Annotated in this window: 15 protein-coding genes, 1 tRNA gene and 5 pseudogenes; 10 read left to right on the top strand and 11 right to left on the bottom strand. The window is 70.9% G+C overall.

All coding sequences use genetic code 11. From position 1 onward, the window contains the following. The first annotated feature begins 27 nt into the window (after positions 1–27). Both LJB71_RS02325 and LJB71_RS02320 read left to right on the top strand, forming a co-directional pair. The gene (locus LJB71_RS02325; protein ID WP_259302946.1) at positions 28–2,628 is read left to right on the top strand and encodes a serine/threonine-protein kinase; all 2,601 of its coding nucleotides are present in this window, start codon (positions 28–30) and stop codon (positions 2,626–2,628) included. After that, positions 2,591–2,827, top strand: coding sequence for a hypothetical protein (locus LJB71_RS02320; protein ID WP_259302944.1), 237 nt, complete (start codon positions 2,591–2,593; stop codon positions 2,825–2,827). Before LJB71_RS02325 ends, LJB71_RS02320 begins: the two co-directional genes overlap by 38 nt. Positions 2,828–2,829: 2 nt before the next feature. Here the strand turns inward: LJB71_RS02320 and LJB71_RS02315 are convergent, their stop codons facing one another. Continuing rightward, the gene (locus tag LJB71_RS02315) at positions 2,830–3,450 is read right to left on the bottom strand and encodes a thymidine kinase (protein WP_259302943.1); all 621 of its coding nucleotides are present in this window, start codon (positions 3,448–3,450) and stop codon (positions 2,830–2,832) included. 53 nt (positions 3,451–3,503) lie between these two features. On the opposite strand from LJB71_RS02315, the pseudogene LJB71_RS02310 reads away from it, so the two are divergent. Then, positions 3,504–5,523 (top strand): annotated as a pseudogene (locus LJB71_RS02310) (UvrD-helicase domain-containing protein). Positions 5,524–5,582: 59 nt separating this feature from the next. Further along, positions 5,583–6,500, top strand: coding sequence for an HAD family acid phosphatase (locus LJB71_RS02305; protein ID WP_259302942.1), 918 nt, complete (start codon positions 5,583–5,585; stop codon positions 6,498–6,500). A 103-nt stretch (positions 6,501–6,603) separates the two neighbouring features. Here LJB71_RS02305 and LJB71_RS02300 read toward each other — a convergent pair whose 3' ends face one another. Next, positions 6,604–7,881, bottom strand: a complete 1,278-nt coding sequence (locus LJB71_RS02300) for an acetyl-CoA C-acetyltransferase (RefSeq protein ID WP_259302941.1) — start codon at positions 7,879–7,881, stop codon at positions 6,604–6,606. Positions 7,882–7,957: 76 nt separating this feature from the next. Between LJB71_RS02300 and LJB71_RS02295 the strand changes: the two genes are divergently transcribed. Continuing rightward, positions 7,958–8,830, top strand: coding sequence for a hypothetical protein (locus LJB71_RS02295; protein WP_259302940.1), 873 nt, complete (start codon positions 7,958–7,960; stop codon positions 8,828–8,830). A gap of 28 nt (positions 8,831–8,858) precedes the next feature. On the opposite strand, the gene LJB71_RS02290 is transcribed toward LJB71_RS02295, so the two are convergent. The 3 genes and pseudogenes from LJB71_RS02290 to LJB71_RS02280 all read right to left on the bottom strand — a co-directional run bounded on the left by LJB71_RS02290 (position 8,859) and on the right by LJB71_RS02280 (position 11,936). Next, positions 8,859–9,425 carry a superoxide dismutase family protein gene (locus LJB71_RS02290; protein WP_259302939.1) on the bottom strand — a complete coding sequence of 189 codons (567 nt, stop codon included), beginning with the start codon at positions 9,423–9,425 and terminating at the stop codon, positions 8,859–8,861. A gap of 70 nt (positions 9,426–9,495) precedes the next feature. Beyond that, positions 9,496–10,903 (bottom strand): annotated as a pseudogene (gene ntrC / locus LJB71_RS02285) (nitrogen regulation protein NR(I)). Further along, positions 10,896–11,936, bottom strand: a complete 1,041-nt coding sequence (locus LJB71_RS02280) for an ATP-binding protein (RefSeq protein WP_259302938.1) — start codon at positions 11,934–11,936, stop codon at positions 10,896–10,898. Before LJB71_RS02280 ends, ntrC begins: the two are co-directional and overlap by 8 nt. Positions 11,937–12,043: 107 nt before the next feature. On the opposite strand from LJB71_RS02280, the gene LJB71_RS02275 reads away from it, so the two are divergent. The 3 genes and pseudogenes from LJB71_RS02275 to LJB71_RS02265 all read left to right on the top strand — a co-directional run. Next, positions 12,044–13,939, top strand: coding sequence for an EAL domain-containing protein (locus LJB71_RS02275; protein ID WP_259302937.1), 1,896 nt, complete (start codon positions 12,044–12,046; stop codon positions 13,937–13,939). Positions 13,940–14,797: 858 nt separating this feature from the next. Beyond that, positions 14,798–14,962: a hypothetical protein gene (locus LJB71_RS02270; RefSeq protein WP_259302936.1), complete on the top strand. Its 165-nt coding sequence runs from the start codon at positions 14,798–14,800 to the stop codon at positions 14,960–14,962. After that, positions 14,959–15,735, top strand: a pseudogene (locus tag LJB71_RS02265) (nucleotidyl transferase AbiEii/AbiGii toxin family protein); the annotation flags it as partial. The gene LJB71_RS02270 and the pseudogene LJB71_RS02265, both read left to right, overlap by 4 nt. 105 nt (positions 15,736–15,840) lie before the next feature. Here the strand turns inward: LJB71_RS02265 and LJB71_RS02260 are convergent. The 5 genes from LJB71_RS02260 to LJB71_RS02240 form a co-directional block, all read right to left on the bottom strand. Continuing rightward, the gene (locus tag LJB71_RS02260) at positions 15,841–16,461 is read right to left on the bottom strand and encodes a plasmid pRiA4b ORF-3 family protein (RefSeq protein WP_259302935.1); all 621 of its coding nucleotides are present in this window, start codon (positions 16,459–16,461) and stop codon (positions 15,841–15,843) included. Between the two features lie 79 nt (positions 16,462–16,540). Next, positions 16,541–16,617, bottom strand: a tRNA-Arg gene (locus tag LJB71_RS02255). A 128-nt stretch (positions 16,618–16,745) separates the two neighbouring features. Beyond that, positions 16,746–19,070 (bottom strand): TonB-dependent receptor, encoded by a 2,325-nt coding sequence (locus LJB71_RS02250; protein ID WP_259302934.1) that lies wholly within the window; start codon positions 19,068–19,070, stop codon positions 16,746–16,748. Positions 19,071–19,205: 135 nt separating this feature from the next. Next, the gene (locus LJB71_RS02245) at positions 19,206–20,585 is read right to left on the bottom strand and encodes an ectonucleotide pyrophosphatase/phosphodiesterase (protein ID WP_259302933.1); all 1,380 of its coding nucleotides are present in this window, start codon (positions 20,583–20,585) and stop codon (positions 19,206–19,208) included. 7 nt (positions 20,586–20,592) lie between these two features. Further along, positions 20,593–21,708 (bottom strand): glycerophosphodiester phosphodiesterase, encoded by a 1,116-nt coding sequence (locus LJB71_RS02240; RefSeq protein WP_259302932.1) that lies wholly within the window; start codon positions 21,706–21,708, stop codon positions 20,593–20,595. A gap of 121 nt (positions 21,709–21,829) precedes the next feature. On the opposite strand from LJB71_RS02240, the gene ubiA reads away from it, so the two are divergent. Then, positions 21,830–22,747 carry a 4-hydroxybenzoate octaprenyltransferase gene (gene ubiA, locus LJB71_RS02235; protein ID WP_259302931.1) on the top strand — a complete coding sequence of 306 codons (918 nt, stop codon included), beginning with the start codon at positions 21,830–21,832 and terminating at the stop codon, positions 22,745–22,747. A gap of 13 nt (positions 22,748–22,760) precedes the next feature. Here the strand turns inward: ubiA and LJB71_RS02230 are convergent. After that, positions 22,761–23,481, bottom strand: a pseudogene (locus LJB71_RS02230) (double zinc ribbon domain-containing protein). A 49-nt stretch (positions 23,482–23,530) separates the two neighbouring features. Here LJB71_RS02230 and bioB point away from each other — a divergent pair. Beyond that, positions 23,531–24,487, top strand: a pseudogene (gene bioB / locus LJB71_RS02225) (biotin synthase BioB); the annotation flags it as partial. Positions 24,488–24,543: the final 56 nt, after the last annotated feature.

Here is a 24,543-nt window from a genome sequence, read left to right as displayed (position 1 = left end):
CCGCAAGGTCGGGCAGGCGGCCCCGCCATGGATGCCCTGCGCTGGCAGCGCCTGTCCCCGCTGCTCGACGCCCTGCTGGACATGTCGCCGGACGCGCGCGACGAGCACCTGGCGGTGCTGCGCGGCGAAGACCCGGCGCTGGCGGACGAGCTGCAGCGGCTGCTGACGCTGGAGGCCGGGGACGCCGGCTTCCTCGATTCGCCGCCGCTGCAGCTACCGGCCGGGGTGATCCCCGGCGCGCGGCTGGGCCCGTACCGGCTGGAACGGCTGCTGGGCGAAGGCGGCATGGGCCAGGTCTGGCTGGCGGCGCGCGCAGACGGGCTGTACGAGCGCAAGGTCGCGCTCAAGCTGCTGCGCCCGGGCCTGGCCGACCCGCGCCTGCGCCAGCGCTTCGACCGCGAGCGCGAGATCCTGGCGCGCTTCGCGCATCCGTTCATCGCGCGCCTGCTGGACGCCGGGATCGACCAGAACGGGCAACCCTACCTGGCGCTGGAATACGTCGAAGGCGAACCGATCACCCGCTGGTGCCAGTCGCGCCAGCTCGACCTCGCCGCGCGCCTGGATCTGTTCCGTCAGGTCTGCGAAGCGGTCAGCCACGCGCATGCCAACCTGATCGTGCATCGCGACCTGAAGCCGTCCAACATCCTGGTGACCCCGGCCGGGCACGTGCGCCTGCTGGATTTCGGGATCGCCAAGCTGCTCGACGTGCACCCGCTGCCGGTGGAGCAGACCCGCACCGGAGTGCGCGCCTTCACCCTGCACTACGCCGCGCCGGAGCAGATCCGCGGCGAGCCGGTCACCACCATGACCGACGTGTACTCGCTGGGTGTGGTGCTGTACGAACTGCTGACCGGCAGCAAGCCTTACCGGCTCAAACGCCAGACCGACGCGGAATGGGAAGAGGCGATCCTCGATGGCGAGCCGGTCAAGCCCTCGCAGGCGGCGGCCCAGGCCGATCCCGAGAGCACCCGGCCATACACTCCGGCGCGGCTGGCGCACGCGCTGGCCGGGGACCTCGACAACATCGTGCTGAAGGCGCTGGCGAAGCGGCCGGAGCATCGCTACGCCTCGGCCGAAGCGCTCTCGCAGGACCTCCTGTGCCACCTGCGCGGGCGTCCGGTCTCGGCGCGCGGCCAGCGCATGAGCTACCGCCTGCGCAAATACCTGCACCGCCACCGCTGGGCGATCAGCGCCACCGCCAGCGTGCTGCTGGTGCTGCTCATCGCACTGGGCGTGGTGGCCTGGCAGGCCCAGCGCGCGCTGCGCGAAGCCGCGCGCGCGCAGGCGATGCAGCGCTATGTGGCCGAACTGTTCCAGGACGCCGGCACCTCGGCCAATACCCCGATCGACCTGCGCAGCCTGCTGGACATGGGCATCCTGCGCAGCGAGCGCAGCCTGGCGCGGCAGCCGCAGGCACGCGCCGAACTGTACGGGGTGGTGGCGCGGCTGCGGCTGGGACTGGGCGACTACCGCGAGGCGGACGAACTGCTGCAGCGCCAGGCACATTTGCTGGCGGTGCTGCCGGAGGCCCCCGCCAGCCTGCGCCTGGAGGCCGCCACCCTGCGCGGCAACGCCCGCCAACAGCTGGGCAACCCGGCGGCCTGCGTCGCGTTCATGCAGCCGCAGGAAGCGCTGGCGCGGCAGGAGGAACAGCGCCTGGCGCTGCCGGCGGCGGCGTTCTTCAACCAGCTCGGGCGCTGCCGCCAGGCACTGGGCGAACACGCGCCGGCGCAGCGGCTGTTCGCGCACGCGCTGGCGTTGCGCCAGCGCGAGGGCGACGATGCCGGCGTCGCCGAAACCACCCTCGACCAGGCCCTGCTGCAGGCCGATGCCGGCCACCAGACGCAGGCGCTGCAAACCTTGCGTCAGGGCCTGGCGCGCCTGCAGAAGGCCGCCGGCCCGCAGCATCCGCAGGCGATCGAAATGCTGCGCACCGCCTGCGCGATCGAACGCAGCCTGGACGATCTCGATGCCGCGGTGCGCGACTGCCGCGCCGCGCTGGGGCTGGCGCAGGCCCTGCACGGCAGCAACCACCGCGCCACCATCGACGCCAACCGCCAGCTGGCGGCGCTGTATCTGGACCTCGGCCGGCTGTCCGAGGCCGAGACCATCTTCCTGGACGCCACCGCCTGGCTGCGCGCGCCCTGGGCCCGGACCATCCGGACCTGGCGCGTGCCTACAACAGCCTGGCGATCGCCGCCTGGGAGCGCGGCGACATCGCGCGCGCGTCACCCTGCAGCGGCAGGCCGTGGCCGGCTGGCGCAAGTCCGGCAATGCCGGGGTGCTGGCGAGCGGGCTGTTCAACCAGGCCATGATCCTGCACAGCGCGGGCCGCGACGAGGAGGCGCTGGCGCCCGCGCGCGAGGCGCTGCGGCTGCGCCAGACCGGCACCCAGCAGGGACTGGTGGGCGACAGCCAGCGCCTGCTCGGCGAAATCCTGATCGCGCGCGGCGAGCGCAAAGCCGCGCTGGCGCTGCTGCAGGCAGCGGTGCGCGCCACCCGCGCCGGCTTCGGCCCCGGGCATTCGCATACCCGTCGTGCCGAAATCGCGCTGGCGCGCGCCCAGGCACAGCAGGGCGAGCCGGAGGCCTTGCTGCGTCTGCAGAAGCTGGCGCAGGCGCATGGTGACAGCCTGGAGCAGCGCAAGGCCGCATGGACGGCACGCGCCTACGCGGCCGCGCTGGAATGCGCGCAGCAACCGCGGCAGGCGCGGCTGGCGCTGGATGCCACCCTGACCGACATGCAGCTGGCGCTGCCGGAAGGCGGCGCGCTGCCGCGCGAAGTGCAGCAGCTGCGCGCACAGTGCGGAACCCGGCCGCAGGGCTGACGCTACAGCGGCAGCGGCGCCTGCAGCGGATCGATGCCGCCCTCGCCGCGCATCACCTTCTTGAACTCCCTGCGCGACACCGAGACATAGCGCTCGTTGCCGCCGATCTCCACCTGCGGCCCGTCCTGCAGCGCGCGGCCCTGCGCGTCGATGCGCACGTTCATGGTCGCCTTGCTGCCGCTGTGGCAGATGGTCTTGATCTCCTGCAGCTCATCCGCCCAGGCCAGCAGGTACTGGCTGCCCTCGAACAGCTCGCCGCGGAAATCGGTGCGCAGGCCGTAGCACAGCACCGGGATGCGCAGCGCATCCACCACTTCGGACAATTGCCAGACCTGCGCCTTGGTGAGGAACTGGGCCTCGTCCACCAGCACGCAGTGCAGCGGGCCGTTGCCCGCGATGTCGGCCTCCACGATGCGCTGCAGGTCGTCGCCCTGGCCGAACGCGATGCCGTCGGCGCGCAGGCCGATGCGCGAGGCCACGGTGCCGCTGCCGGCGCGCACGCCCAATCGCGGGGTGAGGATGGCCACCCGCATGCCGCGTTCGCGGTAGTTGTAGGCCGATTGCAGCAGGGTGGTGGTCTTCCCCGCGTTCATCGCGGAATAGTAGAAATAGAGCTTGGCCATGCACGGATTCTACCGGCGCACAAGGCTGGCATGCGCCGCCGCGTGCTTCGACAATGGGCGCCGATGTCACGCGACCCCCTCCACGGCCTCAACCCCCGCAACGCGCCGCGGTCCTGCATACCGAGGGCCCACTGCTGGTGCTGGCCGGCGCCGGCAGCGGCAAGACCCGGGTGATCGTGGAGAAGATCGCGCACCTGGTGCAGCGCGGCCGCTACCCGGCGCGGCGGATCGCCGCGATCACTTTCACCAACAAGTCCGCGCGCGAGATGCGCGAGCGCGTCGGCAAGCGCCTCAAAGGTGACGACGCGCAGGCGCTGACCGTCTGCACCTTCCACGCGCTGGGGCTGAAGATCGTGCAGACCGACCACGCCAGGCTGGGCCTGCGGCGCGGCTTTTCGATCTTCGATGCCGACGATTCCGCCGCGCAGATCAAGGACCTGCTGCCGCCCGGCAGAAAACCCGACGCGGTCGCGGCGATGCAGCAGCTGATCAGCCGCGCCAAGAATGCCTGCCTGTCCCCGGAGCAGGCCGCGGAGGCCGCGCGCAGCGCGCGCGAGCGCGAGGCCGCAGCGCTGTACGCGCACTACCAGCAGCGGCTTGCGGCGTTCAATGCGGTCGATTTCGACGACCTGATCCGGCTGCCGGTGCAGCTGCTGGAGAGCGACGAAGACGCGCGGATGGGCTGGCGCGAGCGCATCGGCTATCTACTGGTGGACGAGGCGCAGGACACCAACGATGCGCAGTACCGGCTGCTGAAGGCGATCGCCGGCACCGCCGGGCAGTTCACCTGCGTGGGCGACGACGACCAGAGCATCTACGCCTGGCGCGGCGCCAATCCGGACAACCTGCTCGCATTGGGCCGCGATTATCCGGCGCTGAAAGTCATCAAGCTGGAGCAGAACTACCGCTGCCCGGGCCGCGTGCTGCGCGCGGCCAACGCGCTGATCGCCCACAACCCGCACGAGCATCTCAAGACCCTGTGGAGCGAGGCCGGCGACGGCGAGCGCATCCGCGTGTGGGAGTGCCGCGACGCCGCGCACGAGGCCGAGCGGGTGGCCGCCGAGATCCAGTTCCTCGCCAGGCAGCACGCCGCCGCCGACGGCAGCCTGCCATGGGGCGAGTTCTGCATCCTGTTCCGCGGCAACCACCAGAGCCGCGCGCTGGAGAAGGCGCTGCAGCTGCTGCGCATTCCGTATCACCTCAGCGGCGGCACCGCCTTCCTCGACCGCGGCGAAGTGAAGGATGCGCTGGCCTGAGCTGCGCCTGCTGGCCAACCCCGACGACGACGCCGCTTTCCTGCGCGCGGTGCAGTCGCCCAACCGCGGCGTCGGCGCCGGCACGCTGGCGAAACTGGGCGAACTGGCCAACCAGAAGCACCTGCCGCTGGCCCGCGCCGCCGAGTCGATGACGGTGGCGCAGCAGCTGCCGGCGCGCGCGGCCAACGCGCTGCAGGGCTTCTCCGCGATCGTGCAGGGCCTGCGCGCGGACGCCCGCACGCTGCCACCGGCCGAGCTGGTGCGCAGGCTCAACGAGCGCTCCGGTCTGCTCGCTGCGCTGCGCGCGACCTGCAAGGACGAGGCGCAGTTCCAGGCACGCCGGCGCAACCTCGACGAGCTGGCCGACTGGTTCGACGGCCCGAAGACCAGTGGGCCCGGCGAACTGGCCGCCGCGCTGGCGCTGCTCTCGCACGCCGACAAGGGCGAGGCCGGCAACCAGGTGCGGCTGATGTCGATGCACGCCTCGAAGGGGCTGGAGTTCCGCTTCGTGTTCATCGTCGGGGTGGAGGACGGCAACCTGCCGCACGAGGCCAGCCTCGAGGAAGGCCGCATCGACGAGGAGCGGCGGCTGTTCTACGTCGGCATCACCCGCGCCAAGGAGCGGCTGTGGCTGTCATACGCGAAGGAAGCCCAGCGCTGGGGCGAGCGGCTGCGCCTGTCGCCCAGCCGCTTCCTGGACGAACTGCCCACGGATGACCTGCTGCGCGACGGCGCCGACCCCGAGGCCGAGGCCGCGCAGCGGGCCGCGCGCCGCCGCGCCAGCTTCGCCGACATCCAGGCCCTGCTGGCGGACTGACCCGCTGCCGTCATCCGCACGCCGTACAATCCGCCGGTCCGCCGTCCTGGAGCCTTTTCATGCGCTTTGCTCTCCCCCTGTCCGCGCTGGCCGCCGCGCTGGCGCTGTCCGCCTGCCAGAGCATGCCCCGCACCGCGCAGGTGCCCGCCGCCGCACCCGCGCCGGTCGCAGCGGCCGCCCCCGCCCCCGCACCGGCACCCGCCGCGTTGCCCAACGACAACCTCAACGCCACGGTGTGGATGCAGCAGACGGTGGAATACGCGGCCGTCACCCAGACCGTGTACCGCGCGGCCGAGGCGCGCCTGGACCAGGCCCTGAAGGACAAAACCTGGAATGCGCTGGTGCCGGAGGAACGCGAGAAGCCGGATGCCAGCCTGCCGCCCGCGGTGATCGTGGACGTGGACGAGACCGTGCTCGACAACTCCCCGTATCAGGCCCGACTGGTGCGCAGCGGCGGGGAATACGACGAAGCGACCTGGGCCGACTGGGTGCACGCGCGCAAGGCGCGCGCGATTCCGGGCGCCGTGGCGTTCGCCCAGGCCGCCGCCGCGCGCGGCATCACCGTGCTCTACATTTCCAACCGCGCGACGGACCTGGACGCCGACACCCTCGACAACCTGAAGGCGGAAGGCTTCCCGATCAAGGACGCCAGCGTGTTCATGGGCCTGGGCACGTTCGTGCCCGGCTGCGAGCAGAACGGCAGCGAGAAGGACTGCCGGCGCCGGCTGGCCAGCCGCCGCTACCGCATCCTGCTGCAGGTGGGCGACCAGCTGGGCGATTTCGTGCAGATCATCAGCAACACCCCGGAAGGCCGCGCCGCGCTGTTCAAGCAGTATCGCGACTGGTTCGGGGTGCGCTGGTTCATGCTGCCCAACCCGACCTACGGCAGCTGGGAACCGGCGCTGTTCAACAACGATTGGACCCAGCCCGCCGACGTGCGCCGCAAGGCCAAGCAGGATGCGCTGCGAACCGACTGAGCCGAGAAACGCGGGATACGGCCGGGCGTAGCGCGTCCACTGCGCCCGGCGATACGCGGCAGGCGGAATAGCGGATAGCGGCGTGGCCTGCGCGGCGGCGCCGTCAGCGTTCCAGGATCGCCACCACGCCCATGCCGCCGGCGGTGCAGATCGACACCAGGCAGCGGCCGTGGCCGCGCTGCTTGAGCTCCTTGGCGGCGGTGGCGACGATGCGCGCGCCGGTGGCGGCGAACGGATGCCCGGTGGCCAGCGAGGAGCCGTTCGGATTGATCCGGTTGGGGTCGATCCGGCCCAGCGGCGCGGCCAGGCCCAGGCGGTCGCGGCAGTAGCCGGCGCTTTCCCAGGCGCGCAGGGTGCACAGCACCTGCGCCGCGAACGCCTCGTGGATCTCGTAGACATCGAAATCCTGCAGGCTGAGGTTGTTGCGCGCCAGCATCTCTGCCACCGCGATGGTGGGCGCCATCAGCAGCCCCTCGCCGTGCACGAAATCCACCGCCGCCACCTGCGCGTCGCGGATATGGCACAGCACCTCGTGGCCGTGCGCACTGGCCCAGTCGTCGCTGGCCAGCAGGCAGGCGGCGGCGCCATCGGTGAGCGGGGTGGAGTTGCCGGCGGTCAGGGTGCCGCGGCCGGAGGTCTTGTCGAACGCGGGCTTGAGCGTGGACAGCTTCTCGATGCTGGTGTCCGGGCGCAGGATGTTGTCGCGCGCAATGCCGCGGAAGCTCACCACCAGGTCGTCGAAGAACCCGCGCCCGTAGGCGGCGGCCAGCTTGTGGTGGGAGTCGGCGGCCAGCGCGTCCTGCGCCTCGCGCGGGATGTTCCATTCCTTGGCCATGTCCTCGCAGTGCTGGCCCATCGACTTGCCGGTGCGCGGCTCGGCCACGCCGGGGAACTCGGGCTTCAGCTCGGACAGCCGAAAGCCCTTGAACGCGGCCAGCTTCTGCCCGAAGGTCTTGCCCGCGGCCGCGCGCAGCAGGCGCTGGCGCAGGGCCTTGCCGTACACGATCGGCACGTCCGATGTGGTATCGGAGCCGCCGCCGATGCCGGCCTCGATCTGGCCCGTCGCGATCTTGCCGGCGATCAGCAGGAGGCTGTCCAGCGAGGTGCCGCAGGCGCGCTGCAGGGTGATGCCGGGCGTGCGCGGCGACAGCCCGGAGGACAGCGTGGCCTCGCGCGCCAGGTTCCAGTCGGATGCGTGCTTGATCACCGCGCCCATCGCCACCTCGCCCAGCTGCTGCCCGTGCAGGCCGAACTTCTCGACCAGCGCGCCCAGGGTGCGCACCGACAGCCCGAGGTTGCCGACATCGGCATAGGCGGTGTTCTGGCGGCAGAACGGAATGCGGACGCCGCCCAGCACGGCGACGGGACGACCATATTGCATGCTTCACCTCGAGGACGCGCCCGCGGCGCGGGCATAATGGCAAGTGTAGCGTTGCCTCGCCGAGCCGGGACTCCACATGCCATTCGACGCCTCAGACCGCGCCGCTTTCCGCGGCGTGATCGCCCTGGAACTGCGCAACGGCGCGCCGCCGGCACACGCCGCGCTGGAGGCTGCCAGCGCCGGCGACGTGGCCGAACGCCTCGGGCGCGATCTTGCGGAACTGGTGCCGGAAGCGGCCACCTGCGCGCTGGCCCTGCTCGGCGCCCACTTCGACCCGGCCGAGGTCCTGCGCCCGGGCTGGCCGCTGCACCGGCGCGCGCTGGAACTGCTGCAGCGCGCGCCCGGCAAGGCGCAGGGCGCGCGCATCGTCGGCTTCGGCGCAGACGCGCAGGGCGACGTGCCGCTGCCGCTGCAGGCCGATCCCGCGCTGGCCGGTGGCGGCCTGCGGGTGCTGCCGTTCGTGCTGCGCGGCGAAAATGCGGAAGCGGCCGGTGAAGCGCTGGAGGCGCGGCTGCTGGACCGCGGCATGGCCGCCGCCGACACTGCGCTCGCGCTGCAGGACGGGCTGGGCGCGCAGCTCGAACATGTCCGCTACCTGAGCCTGCACGACCTGCTGGCGATGATGGCCATGCAGTACCGCAACGTCGGCCTGGACGGGCTGTGGTCGCTGCTGGAAACCGCGCTGCTGGACCCCGCCGGCACCTGCCTGCTGGACGCCCCGCCGGAACCGCTGGCGCGCTACGGCGACGGCGAGGTGCGCATCGCCCTGCTCGACCCCGCCGCCTGGCGCCGGCGCACCCTGCCCGACGAGGAAGACGGCGCGCGCCTGGAGCGCGGCTTCGCCCTGTTCCAGGCCCGCCAGCGGCAGTACGCCGCGGTGCTGGGCGCACACGCCATCGACGTCAATTTCGTGCACTGCGGCGACGGCGATTCCGCCTGTCTGCAGTGAACACCGCCAATTGGTGTCCGCAAGGCCGTCAGCGGGTGACGCGGATCACCCCGCAGGCGATGCGTGCGCCGGCGTTGCCGGCGGGCTGGCTGCGGTAGTCGTCGGGCGCGGCGTGGACGACGATCGCGCGGCCGGTGATGTCGTTGGCCGTGCCGGTGCCGAGGCTGACGCCGGAAACGTGCACGTCCACGCGCGCCACGCCGTTGGCGTCGGCGACCAGATTGTCGGCATCGCCGGCGTGGTGGGCGCCGTGGCCGGCGCGGCCGTGCGGCTGCGCGCCGGGATTGAAATGGCCGCCGGCGCTGCTGGCATCGGCCGCGCTGCAGTCGCCTTTTTCGTGGATGTGGAAGCCGTGCTGGCTGCCGGGTTGCAGGCCGCCGATCTCGCCCGTGAGATGCACGCCATCGCCCATCGGCACCAGCACCAGGCGCCCGCTGACCAGGCTGCCGGAGGCGGCGGCGAGGTTGGCCACGGCCTCGCGCGCGCTGCCGGGCGGCACGGCCGGGGCCGGCACCGGCGCGGGCGGCGGCGCGCTGGCGCAGGCGGCCAGGAGCAAGCTGCAGGTGGCGACGATAGGCATGACTGTCGGCTTCATGGGGGGCTCCTCCGCGAATGGGCCGCACCACTCTACCCGCACATGGCGGATGCCGGCATGAAGGTGCGAATCAGCGCCGCGCGCGCGACGGGCCCAGCTTGCGGGTCAGCGTGTTGCGGCTGAGGCCGAGCGCCTGCGCGGCCTCGCCGCGATGGCCCTGGTGCAACTCCAGCGCGGCCTCCAGCAGCACGCGGTCGAAGCGCTCGCGCGCCTGGGCGTGCAGGTCGGGGGTGCCGGCCGCCAGCGCGCGCCGCGCCCAGTCGCCCAGGGCGCGCGACCAGCCATCGTCGTCCTCCGCCGCCGCGGCCGCGACTGCCGGCAAGGCCTGCGCCAGATCGGCGACCCCGACGGTCTCGCCCGGGGCCAGCGCGGCCAGGCGCCAGCACACGTTCTCCAGCTCGCGCACGTTGCCCGGCCAGGCGTGCGCGCGCAAGCGCTCCAGCGCGGCGGCGGACAGCCGCTTGGGCGGCAGCCCCAGGGTGCGCGCGGCGTCTTCCAGGAAGCGCGCCGCCAGCAACGGAATGTCCTCGCGCCGCTCGCGCAGCGGCGGCAGGCGCAGGCGCACCACGTCCAGCCGGTGCAGCAGGTCGGCGCGGAAGCGGCCCTGTTCCACCAGCGCCTCCAGCGGCTGGTGGGTGGCGGCGATTACGCGCACGTCCACCCGGATCAGCTCACGCCCGCCGACCCGGAAGAACTCGCCCTCCGCGAGCACGCGCAGCAGGCGCGTCTGCAGCGCCGCGGGCATGTCCCCGATCTCGTCGAGGAACAGGGTGCCGCCGTCGGCCTGCTCGAAGCGCCCGGGCTGTCGCCGGGTCGCGCCGGTGAAGGCGCCGGCCTCATGTCCGAACAGTTCCGACTCCAGCAGCTCGGCCGGAATCGCGGCCGTGTTGAGCGCAATGAACGGCTTGTGCGCGCGCGGCGATTCGCGGTGCAGCGCGCGCGCCACCAGCTCCTTGCCGGTGCCGGTCTCGCCGGTGATGAGGACCGACAGCGGCACCTGCGCCAGCCGGCCGATGGCGCGGAACAGCGCGCGCATCGCCGGTGCCTGCCCGACCAGCGCCTGGCCGGTATCCGCGGGTACGGCGGCGAGCGGCGGCGCGGGGGCGGCGGCGGCCGGCAGCGCGCGCTGGACCAGCGCCACCGCCTCGTCCATGTCGAACGGCGGACAAAAACTCCTGCGCACCACCGCGGAACGCACCGGCGGTGCTGGCGATGTCGGTATGCGCCGACATCACGATCACCGGCAGCTGCGGATGCGCGGCCTTCAGCTTGTCCAGCAGCACCAGCCCGCTGTCACCGGGCATGCGCACGTCGGTCAGCAGCAGGTCGGGCCGGCGGCCCGCCTGCAGCGCGGCCAGCACCTCGGCGGCATCCGAAAACGCGGTGACGCGGTAGCCGGCCTCGCCCAGCGCGGCGGCCAGCACGAAGCGCACCGAACGGTCGTCGTCCACGATCCAGACCTGCGCTGCCTCAGCCATCGGCCGGCTCCGTTTCGCTGCCCAGCGGCAGCATCAGGGTGAACACGGTATGCCCCGGACGCGAGCGCCAGGTCAGTGCACCGCGGTGCTCGCGCGCGACCTGCTGCGCCAACGCCAGGCCCAGCCCGGTGCCGTCGGCGCGCCCGCTGACCAGCGGCAGCAGCAGGTGCTCGGCCAGCTCCGGCGGCACCCCGCGGCCATCGTCAATCACGTCCAACCGCAGCGCCAGCGCGGGCGGCGCGCTGCCGATCCGCGCCGCATGCTCGGCGCGGGTGCGCAGGGTGACGCGCCCGGCGCCGGCCTCGATCGCATTGCGCACCAGGTTCCAGACGGCCTGCGCGAGGCGATCGGGATCCGCGGGAAACTCCGGCAACGAGGGATCGTAATCGCGCTGCAGGTGTACCGCCCAGCCGGCATCGCTTTCGGCCAGGCGCAGCACGCGCTCCAGCACGGCGTGGACGTTGACCGGAACGAATGGCCGCGGCGGCGCCGGGCTGAGCAGCTGGTCCACCAGCATCGACAGCCGGCCGACCTCGCTTTCGATGATGGCGGTCAGCTCGCGGCCTTCCGCATCGATCCGCCGCGCCAGCAACTGCGCCGCGCCCTTGATGCCCAGCAGCGGGTTGCGCAGCTCGTGCGCCAGCCCCTTCAGCGAAGCCGCCAGCGCCGCCGGCAGCAGCCGCGCCGGATCCTCGCCGGGGAACTCGTCCACCGGATGCGCTTCCAGCCACAGCCCGTCCGCCGCCGGGGACAGCCACAGGTCGGCGAACAGCACCGGCGCGGTGCCAGGCAGGGCCAGCCCCACCCGCCGCAGCCGCAGCGGCGCCTGCATCCCGCGCACCAGACCGATCGCCAGCTGCTGTCCCTCCTGCTCCAGCGCGGCCGCGTGCAGGCCCAGCAGACGGCGTTGGCTCACGCCCAGCCAGCGCGCCAGCGCAAGATTGGCGAACGTCACCACACCCAGCGCATCCAGCCGCAACAGCGGCGTGCCCAGGCTGTCCAGGGTCTCGAGGAGCGCGCTGTCCGCCGGCATCACCATTTGCACTAATCTAGTGCAAACACCGCCCACCCGCGTAGCTTCAGCTACCGGCGACGTGGCCGAAAAACAGACTGAACACGCCGGCTTCCCCCATCGACCGCATGCCCATCCCACCGCGCCTGCCCGACGCGCCGCCCGATCCGCTTGCCGCCCGCCAGCGGCGCCGGCTGTGCCAGATGCTGTGGCTGCTGGTGGGTGCCTTCGCGCTGGTGATCGGCATCAACCTGGCCAGCGGCGCGATGCGTACCGCCGCACTGGAAGGGCTGATCGCCAGCCTGCTGCTGGTGGCGCTGCCGATTGCTCATCGCTCCTCCCGGGGCGCGGTCGCGCTGGCCGCGGTGTCGCTGCTGCTGGGCCTGATCGTGCTGATAGTGCATAACCAGGGCCTGTACGACGAGGCGGTGCTGGCGCTCCCCGCGCTGCTGCTGTTCGCGGGCATGTTCGGCTCGCGCCGGATGTTCCTGGGGCTGGCGGCGGTCGTGCTGGCCGCGATCGTCGCGCTGTTCTTCCTGCACCAGGGCGGGCTGGTGGTCAGCCAGCCGCTGGTGCCGATGGACTGGCGGCGGCCCTTCGTGATCGGCCTGATCCTGACGGTCACCGCCCTGTTCGTGTGGCTGATCGTGCGCGATCTCGACGCCACCGTGCGCCAGCTGGAGGAAGAAAAAGAGGCGCTGGAACAGTCGCACGCGCAGATCGAGATCCTCGCCCAGCGCGACAGCCTGACCAGCCTGCCCAACCGCGCGCTGGCCAAGGACCGGCTCACCCACCTGCTGACCCAGGCCCGGCGCAATGGCGGCATGGTGGCGGTGCTGTTCCTGGACCTGGACAACTTCAAGACCATCAACGACTCGCTCGGACACATCGCCGGCGATGCGCTGCTGTGCCAGGTGGCCGATACCCTGCGCGACTGCGTGCGCGAATCCGACACCGTGGCGCGGGTGTCGGGCGACGAGTTCCTGATCCTGCTCGGAGATCTGCCGGACGAAGACGCGATCGTCGCGGCGGTGGCCAAGCTGACCCATCGCCTGGGGCAGGCCTTCCCGGTGGAAGGCGTGGACGTGCTGGTGACCGCCTCGCTGGGGATCGCGGTGGCGCCACGCGATGGCAGCGATACCGGCACCCTGCTCAAGCACGCCGACATGGCGATGTACCGGGCCAAGGACGCCGGCCGCAACACCTTCCGGTTCTTCGACCCGAGCATGAACGGAAGCGTGGTCGAACAACTGCACCTGGCGTCCGGGCTGCGCAGCGCGCTGGGCAGCGAGCAGCTGATGCTGCACTACCAGCCGCAGCTGGAACTGACGAGCGGGCGCATCGTCGGCGCCGAAGCGCTGCTGCGCTGGCGGCATCCCGAACACGGCTGGATCTCGCCCGCGCGCTTCATCCCGGTGGCCGAGCGCAGCGGCCTGATCCACGAGCTCGGCGCCTGGGTGCTGCGCCAGGCCTGCCTGGACGCGCAATCCTGGCGCGAGCTTGGCCTGGGCGCGCTGGGCGTGGCGGTGAACGTCTCGGCCGTGCAGTTCCGCCGCGACGGGCTCGAACGCGATGTCGCCCGTGCGCTCGCCAGCAGCGGCCTGCCGGCGCAGGCGCTGGAGCTGGAGCTGACCGAATCCCTGCTGATGGCCGACGCCAGCTACCTCGGCGACGTGCTGCAGCGGCTCAGCAGCCGCGGCGTGCAGATCGCCATCGACGACTTCGGCACCGGCTATTCCAACCTCGGCTACCTGCGCCATTTCGCGGTGGACCGGCTGAAGGTGGATCAGTCGTTCGTGCGCCGCATGACCAGCAACCCGCACGACGAGGGACTGGTGCGCGCGATCATCGAAATGGGCCACTGCCTGGGCCTGCAGGTGGTGGCCGAGGGCGTGGAAGATGCGCAGACGCTGGCGCGCCTGCTCGCGTTCGGCTGCGAACGCGGCCAGGGCTTCCACTGGTCGCCGGCGCTGCCGCCGCAGGACTTCATCGCCTTCGTCCAGCACCACCAGGCCCGCGCCTGAAGGCCGGCGGAGCCACGCAAAGCGCGGCGGCACCGGAGATGGCGCGCCCGGAGGGGTGAGCGGACGCACCTGCGAAGCGCCAGCTTCGCGCGAACGCGAACGCCTGCGCGCGGGCCGCGCGCGGGCCGGAAATCACGCAGGAAGCGCCATCGAAGATGGCGCGCCCGGAGGGGCTTCGGAAGGCGTGGAATCCCAGTGACGGCAAAGGATTACAGACCATCTCCATTCGCTCGAAGCGATCTGGCCGGCTTCTGCACGCGCCATGCCCGACCTGCAAAGAGTTCGCTTGAGGCCATTTGGCGCCTCGCCCCAAAGCTCTCCGCGGCACGGTCAATGGAGTAGAGGCTACCTCCCGGGGCGTACAGCGAACGTTACAAAATCGCACACATAATTGACTTTGATTGCCGAATTGGAACAATCTTTCGGCATGGATCCCCACGCCAAAGCCAAGCACCTGCTCGAAGCTCAGGGCAGTGCCCGGGCCCGCGACCTCCGGGCCGCCGGGCTGGAGGGCGCCCAGATCGCGCGCCTGGTGCAACGGGGTGAGCTGGTCAGGCTGGCGCGTGGCGTCTACTCGCTGCCCGGTCGGGCGCCGTCGGCGGACGAGGGGCTGCAGATCGTCGCGCGCCGCGTGCCCGACGGATTCTTCTGCCTCCTGACGGCGCTGCGCTTCCACGGGCTCACGACACAGGCACCGCACTCGGTCTGGCTGGTATTGCCGCCGGCCGGCACGCGCCCAAGCTTGACTGGCCTTCGCTGCGGGTCGTTCGGTACTCGGGTGCCGGCCTCTCGGCCGGGATCGAAACCCATGACCGCGATGGCGTGCCGCTTCGGGTTACCGGGGTCGCACGGACCGTCGTGGATTGTTTCAAGTTCCGCAACAGGATTGGCCTGGACGTGGCGCTGGAGGCGCTGTCCCAGCTGCGCCGCGAGCGTCGGGCGAGCAACGACGAACTCTGGCGGCTGGCGAGCCAGCTTCGGATGGCGAACGTGATGCGTCCCTATCTGGAATCGGTGGCATGAGTGCGCCCTCGCCAGCCCGCGTCGATTCGATCCGCCAGCGGCTGCTGAACCATGCGAAGACGTCGGGCGAGGAGTTCCAGCTCACGCTCGATCGATACGCCGTCGAGCGTCTCCTGTATCGGCTCTCGATCTCGCGCCACCGGGATGACTTCCTGCTCAAGGGCGCCATGCTTTTCCGGCACTGGTTCGACCAGGAGCACAGGCCGACGCGCGACGCGGACTTCCTGGGCTTTGGCGCGGCGGATCCGGCGCGGATCGAAGCCATCGTCCGCGAACTCTGCGAACTTGAGGTCGACGACGGCCTGGCCTTCGACCTCGCGGGCCTGCGTGTCAGCGAGATCCGGGAAACGGCGCGCTACGACGGGCTGCGCGTGAACCTGAGAGCACGACTCGGATCGGCGGAGTGTCTAATCCAGTGGGATATCGGGTTCGGGGATGCCGTGACGCCTGGGCCCGAGGACGCCGAACTGCCGACCCTGCTCGATGACCTGCCCGTGCCCTCGCTGCGCATCTATCCGCGCGAAACCGTCTTCGCCGAGAAGCTGGAGGCGATCGTCGTGCTCGGCATGACCAACAGCCGGATGAAGGATTACTTCGATCTGCTCAGCCTGGCCCAGGAGGGCCGGCTCGATCCGACGGTGCTTCGAAACGCCGTGTCCGCCACGTTCGCGCGACGGGACACCCCAATGCCTGGTTCCCTGCCGGTGGGGCTGACGGAGGCGTTCGCCTCAGACAGCGCCAAGCAGAAGCAATGGCGGGCCTTCCTCGAAAGGGGTCGGCTGGAGGCGCCTGGGCTTGCCGAGGTAGTGGCCGAGCTCGCTGGCGTCGTGGCTCCGCTTCTTGAGACGCCGCAGGCCCCCGATAGCCGGGGCCGGCCGTCAACGCCGGGATGCCAGGTACGCCAGCAGCCGTTTGAGTCGAGGCGCCGGGTTGGCGAACTTCACCTGCTGCTCGTCGAAGGCCTCGGGGTCGAACTTGCCGCGCCGGCCCTTCTGGCTGCTGGCCCAGACGTGGGACGACGTGTGCTCCGGGTCCTCGGGGTCCGCCAGGGTTTCGAGCAGGCTTTCGTAGCCGCCGGGGCCGCCGCAGTCGTCGGGCGGCGCCGAGCGCTCGCCGGCGGTGCAGCGCGGGTACTTCTTGCCCGGTGCCGCCTCGAGGATCTCCTCGAGTACGACCGTGTGCTCCCAGCCGTCGCCGAAGTCGTATTCGTACTCGATCCGGGGATTGGCACGGGTCAGGACGTCGGCCACGCGGTGTTCCCAGCCGGGCAGGGGCGGGTTGTCGTCGAAGTCGTCGAGCGGCATGCCGAAGCGCGGCGTGCCGTCGCGCTGGCCCCAGGGCCGGAACTCATGCAGGTGGGTGTCGGTCCAGGCGAAGGCGCTCTGGATGGCGACGTGCAGGTCCCAGAAGGTGTAGTCGCCCGGCACCTGCAGGCGGCGCCAGACCAGTGGTTCGATTTCCTGGAGCTCGACCCGGATCTGGAGGATGGGCTTGGGCATGGCGCGCCTTTACTCAATCCGGGCAGGGAACCCGATCAGGTTTTGTCCCAGATCTGTCCCAGATTTGTCACAGGGGGTTTGGCGCGCCTGGAGGGATTCGAACCCCCGACCAATGGCTTCGGAAGCCACTACTCTATCCGGCTGAGCTACAGGCGCGCGGTGCGCGATGGCGGGCATCGCGGCCGGTTATTCTGGCATGAAACGCGGGTTCGATGACATGCCTGCCCGGGGCCGCCTCCGCCCGGCTCGCGTCCGGACGGAGGCGGGGCTGCTTGCAGGACCGGTCAGAAGCGCACGCTGGCAGTCAGCATCAGGGCGCGCGGGGCGCCGACCTGCAGGGTCTGGTAGCTGCCGTCGGGATCGCTGACCACGAACCCGTTGGAGCCGATGGTCGAGAAGTAGCGCTTGTTGGCGAGGTTGGTCACGTTCAGGGTCAGCTTCACGCCCTCGGCGGCGCCGAGTTTGCCGAAGTCGTAGCCGACCACACCGTTGAACAGCCAGAACGCGGGGACGCCCGCGTCGTTGAGGTAGCTGTAGTAGCGTTTGCCGGTGTAATGGGCCGACAGGCCCAGCTCCCACGGGCCCGGGGTCCAGTACAGGTTGCTGCTGAACAGCTGCTTGGGGCTGTCGACCACCGCCTTGCCGCGGATGGGCACGATGACCGGATTGCCATTGCCGTCCAGCCCGCTCACGTAGTCGTTGTCGTAGCGCGCCTGGTTGAAGGCCAGCGCGTTGTTCCAGCGCAGGTCCGGGGCGAGCTTGAAGTTCATCGCCAGCTCCACGCCCTTGCTGGTGACCGAACCGACGTTGGCGTAGGCGTTGGCACAGCCGACGATGCCGGCGCACTGCGAGATCACCAGCAGGCGGTTGTCGAACTTGACGTGGTACAGGGCCAGCGAGGCCTCGAACAGCGCATTGACCTGGCGCAGGCCGCCCTCGAAGGTGCGCGACTCCTCCGGCTTGAGATTGCGGGCGAAGGTGTCGAAGGCGACCTGGGTGGTGGCCAGCGGGCTGGTGATGCCGGGCTGGAAGGCCGCGATGTTCTCGGCATAGGAGCCGAACACCTCGAAGCCGTCGCCGAGATCGAGGCTGGCCCCCAGCTGCGGCAGGAAGTTTTTCTTCGCGGTCAAGGTGCCGGTCGCATAGGACCCCGCGGTGCCGTAAGTCAGCGTGCCAGGCAGCGGGCGACCGTCGGTCTGCACGTCCAGCGCCTTGAAGCCGGCGTCCACGCGCAGGCGGCCATCCAGCAGGCTCAGGCTGTCCTGCAGGTAGACCATGCGGGTGGTGGTCTGGAAATGCAGGCTGAACTGGCGCAGGTTCGGGTTGCGCAGGAAGTAGCTGCTGTCGAGCGGGCCGGTGATGTAATAGAAATTGCGCTGCACGTTGTGGCCGGAATCCTCGTACCACAGCCCGGCCTCGATCCGGTGCATGCCCAGCTCCCAGGCCAGAGAGGCGACCGCACCACTGCGGTTGATGCCGTACTCGGTGGTGCGGATCGAGATCGGGGTCTGCTGCGATGTACCCGGAAACGACGGTACATACGGGGTGAACCAGTGGCCCTGGCCGCGGTTCTCGTGGTGATAGAGGGTCGCCTTCAGGCGCACCCCGTCGCCCAGCGCGAAATCCCCGAACACGCTGCCCAGGGTGTCGCGACGCAGGCCGCGCGCATCGTAATAGGCGTCATCCACGCTCTGCACATTGCCATCGTTGACGCTGCCGGTGGTCTGGTACTGCTGTGCAACCCTGACCGCCCGCGCCCAGTCCGGACGGAAGTTGTCCCAGTTCCAGCCGTTGCGGCGGGTCAGTGTCAGTGCCAGCGACAGGTCCTGGTAGTCCTGCTCGTCGCGATCGGACGTCCCCAACCAGGCGCCGATCCGGCTGTCCTCGCCGAGCTCGTACACCGCCTTGGCGTTGAACTGCTGCTGCTGCTGGCGGCCATCACCCTTCCACTTGTCCACGTCGGCATAAACATAGGCCAGGTACATCGAAAAGCCCTTGTGACTGCCGGTATCCAGGCGCAGGAAGGTGCGGCGGGCGGCGTCGCTGCCGACGCTTTGCGCGAGGGTGGCACCAAAATCGGGGCGGGGGTCGGCGGAGAAGAACTGCACGGTGCCGCCGAGATCGCTGCTGGAGGCGGTGCCCAGCGCGCCGATGCCTTCGGCCAGCTCGGCGCCCCCCAGGTTCTCGGCGATGATCGCGCGGCTGATGTGCATGCCGTTGTTGTTGCCGTAGCTCATGTCGCCCAGCGGGATGCCATCGAGGGTGAAGCCCAGCCGCGCCTGGTTGAAGCCGCGCAGGCTGAAGCGGGTCGACCACTCGTAGTTGCCGAACGGGTCGGCGGCGACGAAGTGCACGCCGGGCTTGGCCGCCAGCACCTGCAGCGGGCTGGCGCCGGGCGGCTGCAGCGCGGTTTCCTGCACGCTGATGCGGTGCACCTGGCGCGCATTGCCCTGGCCGATCACCGAGACCGTGTCCAGTTGCTTGGCGACGCGATCGCGGGCGGCATCCTCGGCGTCCACGGGTTCGGCGGCGAAGGCGGGAGCATGCAGCGCAGCCAACAGCGCGATGGCGAGCACAGTGCGGCGGCGGGGAAGCAGTTGGGCGGACATGTGGAGGGAACCCCTGGAGTGGATGGCGTGGGAATCGGATGCGGGGAATGGAGCGCACGAGCGCGCGACCGGTGGATGCCGGCGCGTGGGCGGCAGGATGTGGATCCCGTGTTTAGGAACGCTGACGCGCGTGCGTCAGCGCGATGACGGCGGGCGCAGCGGCAGCGGCGCAACCTCCGCCGACGGCAGGGCGACACCCAGCAGCACCGCCAGGGTCGGCGCGATCGCCCGCATGTCCACTTCGCCGAGGTCCTGCCCCGCGGCGATCCCCGCCCCCGCGAGATAGAGGCTGGCGCGCTGGTCGGGCCGGGCCGGATCGTAGCCATGCATGCCGCGCCGCTGCGCAGGTCCGACCAGCGGCGCATCCGGACGCGCGGCCATTTCGTAGCCGGGTGCGAACACCACGAACCATTCGGCGCGCTCGCTGCCGCCCTTGGCCGCGACCTCGGCGCGATCGAGCACCGCCGCGATGCCCAGCGCGGGATCCGCTTTCAACGATTGCAGCAGCGCCTGCACCTTGGCGCGCAGCGCGGCATCGGCGGGATCGCGCAATACGATCGCGGCGCTGCCGCCCTGGTTCCACGGCATCGCCCGCCAGTCCTTGACCTGGCCGTCCTGCAGTGTGATCAGCCCGGCCTGCAGGAACGGGGCATACAGATTCACGTCGTGCGCGACATCGGTGAAGCCGTGGTCGGACACCAGCGCCAGCACGCCGTCCGGATGCGCCTGCCGCCACGCCGCACGCAGTTCACCGACGATCGCGTCCATCCGCTGCAGCACCTGCCAGGCCTGCGCCGAGCCAGGGCCGTGCAGATGCTCCTCGTGGTCGAGCGCGGCGAAGTACACGGTCATGAACTGCGGGTGGTCGCGCCGGATCAACGCCAGCGCGAAGCGCGCACGCTGCACATCGGCCTCCAGCGACTCGTCGATGCCCTGTGGGTAGGCGATGCCGGTCTCCGTTTCGAGTACCGGCAGCAAGCCGGGCGTGGCCAGCGCGGCCAGCAGCTTGCGGTCGTCGTCGGTGCCGGTGCGCCAGATCTGCGGCAGGTTGGCGTCCAGCCCGGACGCGGCCACGCTCACCGGCCAGTGCACGTTGGCGGTGCGCAGGCCGGCGGCGTGCGCGGCCTGCCACAGGGTCGGCACGCGGATGTCGCTGGCATACCAGGCCCAGCCCTGCTGGTTCTTGTTGTAGGGGTCGAAGGTAAGGTTGCCGCCAATCCCGTGGGTGCGCGGCGCGGCGCCGGTCAGCAGGGTGACGTGACTGGGATAGGTCAGGGTCGGCAGCACGCCGGCCACGCCTTGGGCATAGGCGCCCTCGCGCGCCAGCGCGCGCAGCTGCGGCAGTGGCGGCGCGCCCGGCGGCGGCTGCAGCACGTCCTGCGGGCGCAGGCCGTCGATCGACACCAGCAGCACCGGGCGGCCGGCGGCGAATGCCGGCAGCACGGCCAGCGCGCACAGACACGACAGCAGGCACGCGGCGGCGCGCACGGTGAGGCGACGCGGGAAACGGGGCATGGGAGGCTCAGCGTTTGGCAGGGGAAAGCGGACCGGCATCCACCGCGCGGCGGCCGCCGGCAGGATCGTCGGTGAAGAACGCATCGATCCCGGTGCGCAGGTAATGCCGGATCTGGCGCACCATGCCGTTGGCCGGGATCGTCGCCGGGCTGTCGCCTTCGCGGAACTGGCGGGCCAGGAAGACGTTCTCCGGGCGGAAGGTGTAGACGTGCACCTCCAGCCCGGCGGCGTGCGCATCGCGCACCAGTGGCGTCGGTGCGCCGAGGCAGCCATTGGCATCGAACGGGATCACCGCGTGGTAGTCGGGGCCGATCGCATCGGCATACCGGGCTATCTCACGCAGGCCGACCGGCGCCAGCATCTGCGCATAGGTCAGCGCGCCGCCGGCGGCCAGCACGTCGCCCGGCTTGAGCTCCGGATCGTCGATCAGCTGCAGCAGACGGATGTTGGGATGCGCCTGGCCCAAGGTCTGGCGCAATGCGCGCAGGTTGCCGATCTCGAACGACTGGATCTCCACCGGCGCCTGCCGGGTATAGGCATGCGCCTGCAGGACCGCGAGCAGCGCCTCCTCCATCGGCAACCCGTGGGCGCGGAAATAGGTGGAGTGCTTGAGCTCCGGCACCAGTCCGATGGTGCGCCCGCGCGCAGCAGCCTCGGCCGCGGTGAAGGCGATGATTTCGTCCAGGGTTGGCACCTGGAACTGGCCGTCCCAGGCGGTGCCGCGCAGCTCCGGCAACCGCTCTTTTGCACGCAGGGTCTTCAGCTCGGCGAGGGTGAAGTCCTCGGTAAACCAGCCCGTGACGGCTTCACCGTCGATGATTTTGGTCGTGCGACGCCCGGCGAATTCCGGATGCGCCGCCACGTCGGTGGTGCCGCCGATCTCATTCTCATGGCGCGCCACCAGCACCCCGTCGCGCGTCATGACCAGGTCTGGCTCGATCGCATCCGCACCATCCGCAATCGCTTTGGCGTAGCTGGCCAGGGCGTGTTCCGGACGCAGCGCACTGGCGCCGCGGTGGCCGTACACCAGCACCCGCGCGGCGCGCGCCGGCTCCGGCGGGAATGCGGCAGGCACCGGGCAGGCAGGCGCGGCGAGCATGGCCAGGGCGAGCAGCGGCGACATCGGCAGGTAGGCCCAAAGATACAGTCACGCCAGCCTGCCGTCCCCGGGTTGCGGCCATTTGACAGTGGGCTGTCGGTTGCGGATTTGGCAGGATGGCGGCTGCCTTTTTGATCCGACCGCGATGAACGACCGCAACGGCCCTGCACTGACCGCTCCTGCCCTCTGGCGTGAACGCCTGCCCCAGTACTGGCGGCTGGTGCGCGGCGACCGCCCGATCGGCTGGCTGCTGCTGCTGTGGCCGACCTGGTGGGGGCTGTGGATGGCGGCCAAGGGCATGCCGCCGGCGTGGCCGCTGCTGGTATTCACGCTCGGGGTGTGGCTGACCCGCTCGGCCGGCTGCGTGATCAACGATTACGCCGACCGCTGGCTGGACGGCCATGTGGAGCGCACCCGCGCGCGGCCGCTGGTGACCGGCGCGGTATCCGCGCGCGAGGCGCTGGCCGTGTTCGCGGCGCTGATGCTGGTCGCCTTCGCCCTGGTGCTGACGCTCAACCGGCTGACGGTATGGATGAGTGTGATCGGGGTGTTCCTGGCCGCCAGCTATCCCTACCTCAAGCGCTATACCTACCTGCCGCAGGTGTACCTGGGGATGGCCTTCGGCTGGGGCATTCCGATGGCGTTCGCCGCGCTGACCGGCAGCGTGCCGCCGCTGGCGTGGGTGCTGTACGTGGCCAACGTCTTCTGGGCCACCGCCTACGACACCTGGTATGCGATGGTGGACCGCGAGGACGATATCCGCATGGGCGCGAAGTCCACCGCGATCCTGTTCGGCGAGCTGGACCTCATCGCGCAGGGCGTGCTGTACGCCGGCATGTTCGCGGCGCTGGCGCTGGCCGGGCGCAGCGCGGGCATGGGGCCGTGGTATTGGGCGGGCCTGGGCGTGGCGGTGGTGCTGGTGGCCTGGGAGTTCGGGATCGCACGCAGCCGCGCCCGCGCCGACTGCTTCCGCGCCTTCCTGCACAACCACTGGGTGGGCCTGACCCTCTTCGCCGGCATCGCACTGGACTTTGCCCTGCGCGCGAAGACGCTCGCCGCCTGATCCGCCGCACTGCTCACGCCACCCGCGCACAGACCCACGCCTCCACCCGGGCCACCCCGGCCGCGCGCAGGGCGGCAGCGGCGGCGTGCAGGGTGGCGCCGGTGGTCATCACGTCATCCAGCAGCACCACGTGTGCCGGCAGCGGTGCACGCGCACGGACCGCGAATGCACCCTGCAGATTGCGGCGGCGGGCGGCGGCGTCCAGCCGGGTCTGCGCGGCGGTGGCGCGGCCGCGCTGCAGCAGATCGGTGCGCAGCGGTAGCCCGAGCGCGCGCGCCAGCGGCCGCGCCAGCTCCAGCGCCTGGTCGTAGCCGCGCCGCCGCAGGCGCGCGATGCAGGGGCACGGGCAGCAGCGCCTGCGGCGCCGGTGCGGCCGCAAAGTGCGCGGCCATGCATTGCGCCAGGACCTGGCCGGCGGCGAAATCGCCATGGAACTTCAGCCGCGGCAGCAGCAGGTCGAGCGGGAAGGCGTAGGCGAAGGCGGCCCGCACCCGCGCCAGCGGGAAATCGGGCGCGATCCGCCGGCACTCCGGACACAGCGCGCCGTCAGCACGTGGACAGGCGCAGCGTGGGCAGGCCTGGCGCGCCGGCGGCAGCATGGCCAGGCAGTCCGCGCACAGATCGCACCCCGGCATTCCGCGCGTGCCGCACACCACGCAGCGCGGCGGCAGCAGCCAGCCCAGCGAGGCATCGTCAACTTTCGGTGCGCAGGGTTGGTTGACGGTGATCGGCATGCGCTCCAGACTGCCGGCCTGCCCATCGTCCGTCCGTCGGTAAACCCCCATGCCTGAAGTCGCCGATTTCCCCAACCGCCACGACTGGAGCCGCGCCGAAGTCGAGGCCCTGTTCGCGCTTCCCTTCCCCGAACTGCTGCACCGCGCCGCCTGCGCGCATCGCCAGCATTTCGATCCCAGCGAAGTGCAGGTCTCCACCCTGCTGTCGGTGAAGACCGGCGGCTGCCCGGAGGATTGCGGCTATTGCCCGCAGGCGGCGCGCTACCACACCGGCGTCGCGGCGACCAAGCTGATGGAGACCGAGGCGGTGGCCGAGCGCGCCAGGCAGGCCAAGGCCGCCGGTGCCACCCGCTTCTGCATGGGCGCGGCCTGGCGCAGCCCGAAGGACCGCGACATCCCGAAGGTGGCGGCGATGATCCGCGCGGTGAAGGCGCTGGGGCTGGAGACCTGCGCCACCCTCGGCATGCTCAGCGGCGCGCAGGCGCAGGCGCTGAAAGACGCCGGGCTGGACTACTACAACCACAACCTCGACACCGACCCCGAGTACTACGGCGACATCATCCACACCCGGCAGATGCAGGACCGCCTGGACACCCTGACCCACGTGCGCGACGCTGGCCTGAAGACCTGCTGCGGCGGGATCGTGGGCATGGGCGAATCGCGCCATCAGCGCGCGGGCCTGCTGCAGACCCTGGCCAACCTGCCGGCGCATCCGGACTCGGTGCCGATCAACCGCCTGGTGCAGGTGGAAGGCACCCCTCTGCATGGCACCGTCGAACTGGATCCGTTCGAGTTCGTGCGCACCATCGCCGTGGCCCGCATCCTGATGCCGAAATCGATGGTGCGCCTGTCCGCCGGGCGCGAAACCATGAGCGACGAGCTGCAGGCGCTGTGCTTCCTGGCCGGCGCGAATTCGATCTTCTACGGCGAGAAGCTCTTGACCACCGGCAACCCCGACACCGCGCACGATCAAGCCCTGTTCGCGCGCCTGGGGCTGCGCCCGATGGCGGTGGAATCGGTGCCGGACGACCGCATCGACGCCTGTACCACCACCGTCCACGC

The sequence above is a fragment of the Thermomonas sp. S9 genome (assembly GCF_024704365.1).
GTDB lineage: Bacteria > Pseudomonadota > Gammaproteobacteria > Xanthomonadales > Xanthomonadaceae > Thermomonas.
Note: the sequence above shows the minus strand (reverse complement) of the source record. Positions and strands in the feature narration are given on the sequence as shown.